Origin of the sequence: Ramlibacter sp. 2FC, from assembly GCF_005503345.1 — a bacterium.
GTDB lineage: Bacteria > Pseudomonadota > Gammaproteobacteria > Burkholderiales > Burkholderiaceae_C > SCMQ01.
Genome location: NZ_SCMM01000056.1, coordinates 19,579 through 28,485 on the forward strand (window position 1 = coordinate 19,579; position 8,907 = coordinate 28,485).

The 8,907-nt window shown below is 69.4% G+C and carries 7 protein-coding genes; 3 read left to right on the forward strand and 4 right to left on the reverse strand.

What is annotated here, in order from left to right:
* Positions 1-26: 26 nt before the first annotated feature.
* From FFS10_RS19260 to FFS10_RS19275, 4 genes are all read right to left on the reverse strand, one after another.
* The gene (locus FFS10_RS19260) at positions 27-947 is read right to left on the reverse strand and encodes an ABC transporter permease (RefSeq protein ID WP_137896198.1); all 921 of its coding nucleotides are present in this window, start codon (positions 945-947) and stop codon (positions 27-29) included.
* Positions 947-2,026: an ABC transporter permease gene (locus tag FFS10_RS19265; RefSeq protein WP_137896200.1), complete on the reverse strand. Its 1,080-nt coding sequence runs from the start codon at positions 2,024-2,026 to the stop codon at positions 947-949. The genes FFS10_RS19260 and FFS10_RS19265 overlap by 1 nt, the downstream gene beginning before the upstream one ends.
* Complete coding sequence (locus tag FFS10_RS19270; protein ID WP_137896202.1) at positions 2,019-3,590, reverse strand: ABC transporter ATP-binding protein; 1,572 nt, start codon at positions 3,588-3,590, stop codon at positions 2,019-2,021. Before FFS10_RS19270 ends, FFS10_RS19265 begins: the two co-directional genes overlap by 8 nt.
* Before the next feature lie 93 nt (positions 3,591-3,683).
* The gene (locus FFS10_RS19275; protein ID WP_137896204.1) at positions 3,684-4,616 is read right to left on the reverse strand and encodes a LysR family transcriptional regulator; all 933 of its coding nucleotides are present in this window, start codon (positions 4,614-4,616) and stop codon (positions 3,684-3,686) included.
* A gap of 100 nt (positions 4,617-4,716) precedes the next feature.
* Here FFS10_RS19275 and xdhA point away from each other — a divergent pair, with 100 nt between their 5' ends.
* The 3 genes from xdhA to FFS10_RS19290 are packed head-to-tail and all read left to right on the forward strand — an operon-like array spanning position 4,717 to position 8,715.
* Positions 4,717-6,174 (forward strand): xanthine dehydrogenase small subunit, encoded by a 1,458-nt coding sequence (gene xdhA / locus FFS10_RS19280; RefSeq protein ID WP_137896206.1) that lies wholly within the window; start codon positions 4,717-4,719, stop codon positions 6,172-6,174.
* Positions 6,171-8,471: a xanthine dehydrogenase molybdopterin binding subunit gene (xdhB, locus tag FFS10_RS19285; protein WP_137896208.1), complete on the forward strand. Its 2,301-nt coding sequence runs from the start codon at positions 6,171-6,173 to the stop codon at positions 8,469-8,471. Before xdhA ends, xdhB begins: the two co-directional genes overlap by 4 nt.
* Before the next feature lie 25 nt (positions 8,472-8,496).
* Entirely contained in the window at positions 8,497-8,715 is a 219-nt protein-coding gene (locus FFS10_RS19290) for an oxidoreductase-like domain-containing protein (RefSeq protein WP_137896210.1), read from the forward strand.
* Positions 8,716-8,907: the final 192 nt, after the last annotated feature.

Sequence of the window (8,907 nt, forward strand, 5' to 3'; positions counted from 1 at the left end):
CAGGGAACGAAAAAAACAGGCATCGATTATGAGCCGGGATAAAACGGTTTCCCCAGCGAAGCCGGCATGTTGATGCGTATCCAGGCCGGGTTGCGCGAGATCAGGGCCAGCACCACGATGGTGGCCAAGTAGGGCAGCATGCTCAGGAACTGGCTGGGCACTTCCACGCCTGCGCCCTGCAGGTGGAACTGCAGCATGGTCACGCCGCCGAACAGGTAGGCCCCGAGCAGCACGCGCGCCGGGCGCCAGGTGGCGAAGGTGGTCAGCGCCAGCGCGATCCAGCCCTTGCCCGCCACCATGCCCTCGACCCACAGCGGCGTGTAGATCACGGCCAGGTAGGCGCCGGCCAGGCCGCACAGCGCGCCGCCGGCCACCACGGCGGCCAGTCGGATGCGCCGCACCGGGTAGCCCAGGGCATGGGCCGACTCGGGCGACTCGCCCACCGAGCGCAGCACCAGGCCGGTGCGCGAGCGATAGAGGAACCACACCAGCCAGGCCACCAGGGCGATCGCCAGGTAGACCATGGGGTGCTGGCGGAACAACGCCGGGCCCAGCAGGGGCAGATCGCCCAGCAGCGGCAGCGAGAACTGTGGCCGCTCGGGCAGCTTCTCCTGCACGTAGGCGATGCCGGCGAAGGCCGAGAAGCCGGCGCCGAACAGGCTCAGCGCCAGGCCGGTCGCGTACTGGTTGGTGTTGAGCCAGATCACCAGCAGCCCGAACATGGCGGCCAGCAGCGCGCCCGCGCCCATGCCGGCGGCGAAGCCCAGCCAGTCGTTGCCGGTGTGGACCACGGTGGCGAAGCCGGCGATGGCGGCGCAGAGCATCATGCCCTCGGCGCCCAGGTTGACCACCCCGGCCTTCTCGTTGATCAAGAGGCCCAGGGCCGCGATGGCCAGGACGGTGCCCGCGTTGAGCGTGGCGGCGAACAGCAATGCGTAGGATTCCATCAGCGGGCTCCCTTCAGGCTAAGCAAAGGCATGAAACGGATGCGGTAGGCGACCAGGGTGTCGCAGGCCAGCAGGGCGAACAGCAGCAGGCCCTGGAACACGCCGGTCAGCGACTTGGGCAGGCCCAGGCGCGACTGGGCCAGCTCGCCGCCGATGTAGAACATGCTCATCAGCACGGCCGAGAACACCATGCCCACCGGATGCAGGCGGCCGACGAAGGCCACGATGATGGCGGCGAAGCCGTAGCCCGCCGGCACATAGGGCGTGAGCTGGCCGATCGGGCCGGCCACCTCGAGCGCGCCGGCCAGGCCGGCCGCGCCGCCCGAGCACAGCAGCGCCAGCCACAGGGCCTTGCGCGAGGAAAAGCCCGCGTAGCGCGCCGCCGCCGGCGCCAGCCCCCCCACCTGCTGGGCGAAGCCGGCACGGGTGCGGAACAGGAAGGCCCAGAGCCCGGCCGCGCCGACCAGCGCGATCAGCAGGCCTATGCTCACGCGCGAACCCTGCAGCAGGCGCGGGATCTGCGTGACCGCCTCGAAGGTCTTGGTCTGCGGGAAGTTGTAGCCCGCCGGGTCCTTCCAGGGGCCGTAGACCAGGAAGCTCAGCACCATGTCGGCCACGTAGACCAGCATCAGGCTGACCAGGATCTCGTTGGCGTTGAAGCGGTCGCGCAGCAGCGCCGTGAGCGCGGCCCAGGCCATGCCGCCGGCCACGCCGGCCAGCAGGATGGCCGGCACGATCCAACGGCCGGTGGTCTTGTCGGCCAGCAGGGCCACGCCGCCGGCCACGATGGCGCCGATCACGAACTGGCCCTCGGCGCCGATGTTCCAGACGTTGGAGCGGAAGCACACCGCCAGGCCCAGCGCGATGATGAGCAGCGGCGTGGCCTTGACCATCAGTTCGCCCAGGGCGTAGGGCGACTTGACCGGCTCCCAGAAGAAAACCTGCAGGCCGCGCACGGGGTCCTTGCCCAGCGCGGCGAACAGCGCCACGCCGATCAGCACGGTGATGACCAGGGCCAGCAGCGGGGAGCCTAGGCTCCAGAAACGCGAGGCCTGGGGACGGGGTTCGAACTTAAGCATGGTGTTGCTCCTCTTGTCCCTCGCCGCGCGAGGCCAGGGTCGTGGCAGGGGTTTCGCGCAAGGGCTGCACCACCCACAGGCCACTCATCCATTCACCGATCTGCGTCACGGTGGCGCGCGCGCGGTCCACCGAGGGCGACATCCGCCCCTTGGCCAGCACATGCAGCCGGTCGCAGATCTCGAACAGCTCGTCGAGCTCTTCGCTGACCACCAGCACCGCGCAGCCCGCGTCGCGCAGGGCCAGGATCTCGCCGCGGATCTGCGCCGCCGCCCCCACGTCCACGCCCCAGGTGGGCTGGGAGACGATGAGCAGCTTCGGTTTCGCGTCGATCTCGCGCCCGACGATGAACTTCTGCAGGTTGCCGCCCGACAGCGACTTGGCCGCCGCGTCGGGCCCGCCGGCCTTGACGTTGAAGCGCTCGATGATGGACTGGGCCTGCCTGCGCAGCGCCTGGGTGCTGATCCAGCCGCCCTTGCCCACGGCATCGGTGCGCGTGAGCAGCAGGTTTTGCGCCAGGCCCAGCGTGGGCACGGCGCCGCGGCCCAGGCGTTCCTCGGGCACGAAGTGCAGTCCGAGGCGACGCCGGTGGGTGGGGCCGAGGCGGCCCACGGGCTGGCCGCCGACCTGGATGGACTCCGGCGCGGCGCGGGTGTCCTCGCCCGACAGCGCGTACAGCAGTTCGCGCTGGCCGTTGCCGGACACGCCGGCAATGCCTACGACCTCGCCCGCGCGCACCTGCATGCTGATGCCGTCCAGGTCCATGCCGAACTGGTCTTCGCGCAGCAGGTTCAGGCCGTTGACGGCCAGCACCACCTCGCCGGCCTGGCGCTCGCGGTGTTCCAGCGCCGGCGGCTCGGCGCCTATCATCAGGCGGCTGAGCGAGGCGTTGCTCTCCTGCTGCGGGTTGCAGACACCGGTGACCTGGCCGCCGCGCAGCACCGTGCAGGCCGAGCAGAGCTCGCGGATCTCGTGCAGCTTGTGGCTGATGTAGAGGATGCTGCAGCCCTCGGACACCAGCTTCTTGAGCACCACGAACAGCTTCTCCACCGCCTGCGGCGTCAGCACCGAGGTCGGCTCGTCCAGGATCAGCAGGCGCGGGTTGGTCAGCAAGGCGCGGATGATCTCCACGCGCTGCATCTCGCCCACCGACAGGGTGTGCACCGGCCGCGAGGGGTCGATGTCCAGGCCGTACTCGGCGGCCTTGGCGCTGATGCTGTGCGTGACCTGGCTCAGGGTGAGGCTCTTGTCCAGGCCCAGCCAGACGTTCTCGGCCACGGTCAGCGTGTCGAACAGGCTGAAATGCTGGAACACCATGCTGATGCCCAGGGCCCTGGCCTCCTGCGGGTTGCGGATGTGGACCGGCTGGCCGTCCCACAGCACGCTGCCTTCGTCGGGCTTGACCGAGCCGTAGATGATTTTCATCAGGGTGGACTTGCCGGCCCCGTTCTCGCCCAGCACGGCATGGGCCTCGCCGGGCTGGACGCTGAGCGACACGTCGTTGTTGGCCACCACGGAGGGGTAGCGTTTTGTGATGTGCGCGAGTTGAAGTCTTGGAATGCTCACTCGGTTGTCTCTCTCTATGTGTCGTCTATCCCCGCCGCGCCGGCCACATCGGAACATGGTCGGCACTGCAGGCCCTGCTGTTCTTCGTTGCGCTCACTCCCTTTTCAGTGCCGCAGCCACGGCCTTGACGCGCTCCCTCAGCCACTTGGCCGAAGCCGAGGTGTGGGTGCGCTCGTGCCAGAGCTGGTAGTACATCAGTTGCGGAAATTCGATCGGACATTCGAGCACCACGACGGGCAGGCTGCCGACGAAACGCTCGCAGTACTGCCGCCCAGTGGTCAGCACCAGCAAGCTCGATGCCACCATGGCCGGGATCAGGCCGAAATGCGGGCAGCGCGCCGTGATGCGGCGCGCCAGCCCCAGGCTTTCCAGGTGCTCGTCGATCACGCCGCGCGCGCCCGGGTGCGTCGCCGTGGGCGCCACATGCTCGGCCTCCAGCCAGCTCTGCGCGGTCCAGCCGCGGCGCACCGCGGGGTGCTCGCGCGAGACCAGGCAGACCACCTCGTCGTCGAACAGCTTGCCCAGGTGCAGGTCCTCGGGCGGCTTGAGCCAGTTGCCCACCACCACGTCCACGTCGCCCTGGGCCAGGTGGGCGTGGTAGTCGAACTCGGCCGACAGCGGGTGGATCTCGATCTGGCACAGCGGCGCCTGGGCCTTCACCTGCGCCACCAACTGGGGCAGGAACAGCGGGTCCAGGTAGTCGCTGGCGGCCACGCGGAAGGTGGTGGTGGTGGTTTGCGGGTCGAAGCCGCGCGCCTCGGTGAACATCACCTCGGCCGCGCGCAGGATGCTGGCGCTGGGCTCGATCATGCGCAGGCCCGCGTCGGTAGGCACCATGCCGGCGCCCGAACGCACCAAAAGCGGGTCGCCCGAGAGTTCACGCAGGCGCTTGAGCGCCGCCGAGACGGCGGGCTGGTACATCCCCAGTCGGATGGCGGCGCGAGAGACACTGCGTTCAGTCAACACGGTATGCAAGACCCTGATCAAGTGGAGGTCTATCTTGTCGAAAAGCACCTGATCTCTCATACCTTTGTCCGCATCTTTTTCATATGCCAGCGCTTATGTCGCGCCCGGGGCGCTGGCCTACCCTCGCACAAACCCTCTGAAATCCACCATACTGAAACGCATGGAAACCAAGACGATCCGATTCCTGCGGCGCGGCGAGCCTATCTCGCTGGCCAATGTACCACCCGACAGAACGCTGCTGGAAGTGCTGCGCGAGGACCTCGCCTGCACCGGCACCAAGGAGGGCTGCGGCGAAGGCGACTGCGGCGCCTGCACCGTGGTGCTGGCCGAACCCGAGGGCGAGGGCCTGCGCTTTCGCGCCATCAACAGCTGCATACGCCTGGCCCATTCGGTCGACGGCATGGCGCTGTGGACCGCCGAGGACCTGGCGGCCGAGGACGGCGCGCTGCACCCGGCGCAGGAGGCCATGGTGCAGTGCCACGGCACGCAATGCGGCTTCTGCACGCCGGGCTTCGTGATGAGCCTGTTCGGCATGTACCAGAACCATGTCTGCAAGGGCGAGGCCGTCACCCGCGAGCTGGCCCAGGCCGAGCTCTCGGGCAACCTGTGCCGCTGCACCGGCTACCGCCCCATCCTCGACGCGGCCCAGGCCATGGCCGGGCTGCCGCCGGTGCGCGTGGACCAGGCGCGCGTCGCCGCCCAGCTGCGCGAGATGAACGAGGCGCCGGCGCCGGGCCAGGGCGCCTACCTCGCGCCAAAAAGCCTCGCCGGGCTGCTGGCCGCGCGCGCCGCCCACCCCCAGGCGCAGATCGTCGCCGGCTGCACCGACGTGGGCCTGTGGGTGACCAAGCAGCACCGGCAGTTTGCCCAGATACTCGATGTCACGCGCGTGGCCGAGCTGCGGCGCGTCGAGCAATACCCCCACCACATCGCGATAGGCGCCGCCGTCACGCTGAGCGACGCCTTCGCGGCCCTGGTGGCCGACCGACCCCAGCTCAAGACCTTCGGCGAGCGCTTCGCCGGCCTGCCGGTGCGCAACTCGGGCACCCTGGGCGGCAACGTGGCCAACGGCTCGCCGATCGGCGACTCCATGCCTGTGCTGATCGCCCTGGGCGCCAACGTGGTGCTGATGAGCCAGCGCGGCCACCGCGAGCTGCCGCTGGAGCAGCTCTACACCGGCTACCGCCAGAATGTGATCGCGGCCGACGAGGTGCTGGCCTGGATCAAGGTGCCCCGGCCCACAAAAGCTGAGCAGCTCAAGGCGTACAAGATCTCCAAACGCTACGACGACGACATCTCGGCCGTCTGCCTGGTCGTCAACCTGACCCTGGACGGCGACCTGGTGCAGCGCGCCTCGATCGGCGCCGGCGGCGTGGCCGCCACCCCGGTGCGTGCGCGGCAGGCGGAAGCCTCGCTCAACGGCCAGCGCTGGACGCAGCAGGCTGCCCAGCGCGCCGCCGCCGCGCTGCGCGCCGAGTTCCAGCCCATCTCCGACATGCGCGCCTCGGCCGCCTACCGCAGCGAGGTGCTGGGCAACCTCATGCAGCGCTTCTGGCTCGAGAGCCAGGGCCTGACGCAGATCAACCTGGAAAGTTTCGAACTCGAGGAGGCCGCATGAACGCGCCCGACCCGCTCTTCAAGTCCGCCACGGCGGCCGGGCTCTCGCACCCGCACGAAAGCGCGCGCGCCCAGGTGGCCGGTGCGGCCCACTACGTCGACGACATCCCCGAGATCAAGGGCACGCTGTACGCCGCCCCCATCCTCTCGCCCGTGGCGCACGGCCGCCTCAAGGGCGTGGACACGCGCGCCGCGCTCGCCATGCCCGGCGTGCGCGACGTGATCCTGGCGCGCGACATCCCGGGCGACCCCATACTCGCCACCTTCTCGCACGACGAGCCCATCTTCGCCATCGACAAAGTGGAACATGTGGGCCAGGTGGTCGGCGTGGTGGTGGCCGAGACCGTGATGCAGGCGCGCCGCGCCGCGCGCAAGGTGGGCCTGGACATCGCGGAGCTGCCCGCCATCCTCAGCGTGCAGCAGGCCATTGCGGCCGAGAGCTTCGTGCTGCCGCCGGTGCACGTGAAGCGCGGCGACGCCGCAGGCGCCCTGGCCCGCGCCCCGCACCGGCTCAAGGGCCGCTTCGAGGTCGGCGGCCAGGAGCATTTCTACCTGGAGGGCCAGGTGGCCTACGCCCTGCCGCTGGAACAGAACCAGTGGTGGGTCTACTCCAGCACCCAGCACCCGGGCGAGATCCAGCACTGGGTGGCCCATGCCCTGGGGCTCGAGAACCACGCCGTGCGCGTCGAATGCCGGCGCATGGGCGGCGGCTTCGGCGGCAAGGAGACGCAGAGCGGCCACATGGCCGTCTGGTCGGCCCTGGCCGCGCACAAGCTCAAGCGCCCGGTCAAGCTGCGCATGGACCGCGACGACGACTTCATGGTCACCGGCAAGCGCCACCCCTTCGCCTACGAGTACGAAGCGGGCTTCGACGACGACGGCCTGCTGTGCGGCCTCAGCCTCATGCTGGCCGCCAACTGCGGCTTCTCGGCCGACCTCTCGGGCCCGGTGGCCGACCGTGCCGTGTTCCACAGCGACAACGCCTACTTCCTCGAGGACGTGGACATCGTCTCCTACCGCTGCAAGACCCACACCCAGAGCCACACGGCCTTCCGCGGCTTCGGCGGCCCGCAGGGCGTGATCGCGATCGAGACCATCCTCGGCGACGTGGCGCGCCAGCTCGGCCTGGACCCGCTCGACGTGCGCAAGCGCAACCTCTACGGCATCGAGGACCGCAACACCACGCACTACCAGATGAAGGTCGAGGACAACATCCTGGACCCATTGCTCTCGCAACTGGAGCACAGCTCGGACTACCGCGCGCGCCGCGCCGCCATCGCCGACTGGAACCGCGCCAGCCCGGTCATCAAGCGCGGCATCGCGCTCACGCCGGTGAAGTTCGGCATCTCGTTCACCGCCACCTTCTTCAACCAGGCCGGCGCCCTGGTCCATGTCTACACCGACGGCAGCGTGCAGGTGAACCACGGCGGCACCGAGATGGGCCAGGGCCTGAACACCAAGGTGGCGCAGATCGTGGCCGACGAGCTCGGCGTGCCGCTGGACCGCGTGCTGGCCACGGCCAGCGACACCAGCAAGGTGCCCAACGCCAGCGCCACCGCCGCATCGAGCGGCACCGACCTCAACGGCCGCGCGGCGCAGTTCGCGGCACGCCAGGTGCGCGAGCGGCTGGCGCGCTTCGTCGCCGATCGCCAGGGCTGCCCGCCCGACAGCGTGGTGTTCGCCGGCGGCCAGGTGGTCACGCCGCAGGGCACGCAGAGCTTCGAGCAGGTGGTGGACGAGGCCTACCACGCGCGGGTGCAGCTGTGGAGCGACGGCTTCTACAAGACGCCCAAGATCCACTACGACAAGCACACGCTCAGCGGCCGCCCCTTCTACTACTTCGCCTACGGCGCGGCCTGCACCGAGGTGGCGATCGACACCCTGACCGGCGAGAGCCGCGTGCTCAAGGTCGACATCCTGCACGACGTGGGCCGCTCGATCAACCCGGCCATAGACCTCGGCCAGGTCGAGGGCGGCTTCGTCCAGGGCATGGGCTGGCTGACCACCGAGCAGCTGGTCTGGAACGCCAAGGGCCACCTGAGCACGCACGCGCCCAGCACCTACAAGATCCCGACCACGGGCGACATTCCGCGCCACTTCAAGGTCGACTTCTGGCACGAGCCCAACCGCGAGGACAACGTGTTCGGCAGCAAGGCGGTGGGCGAGCCGCCCTTCATGCTGGCCATCAGCTGCTGGGAGGCGATCCGCGAGGCGGTCGCATCGACCCGCCCCGACCAGGCCGTCGCCATGGACGCGCCGGCCACGGCCGAGCGGGTGCTGGCGGCGCTGAACGCCTGAGCCGGCGAGCCGCTACAGTGCGGGCATGTTGTCCCGCCCTGTCACCGATCTCGCCAGCGCCCGCGCCCTGTTCGCCGAAGGCCTGGCGCTCGCCCAGACGCAAGGCCTGAGCCTGCGCCCGCCGCCACCCGAGCCCACGACCTGCTGCGGGCGCGGCTGCAACGGCTGCGTGTGGGAGGGCTGGTACGCGGCAGTCGCTTACTGGCGCGACGAGGCGCTGGAGAGGCTGGGGGTGGGTCGCTGAGCGTAGGGCCGAAGGGTCGGTGCCGACCCATTGCTGCTGCCCGTACTCGAAAAGACCGGTCGTCCGCGAACTGGAGATGACGGCCATTATGAGAAGGCCCCAGTTATGAGAAGTTGGGAGTTGGCGAGCGCGCAGACTGCCTCGTACACAGGCCGTCCGACGCGCTTGCTCCCTTCTCATAATCACAGTGTC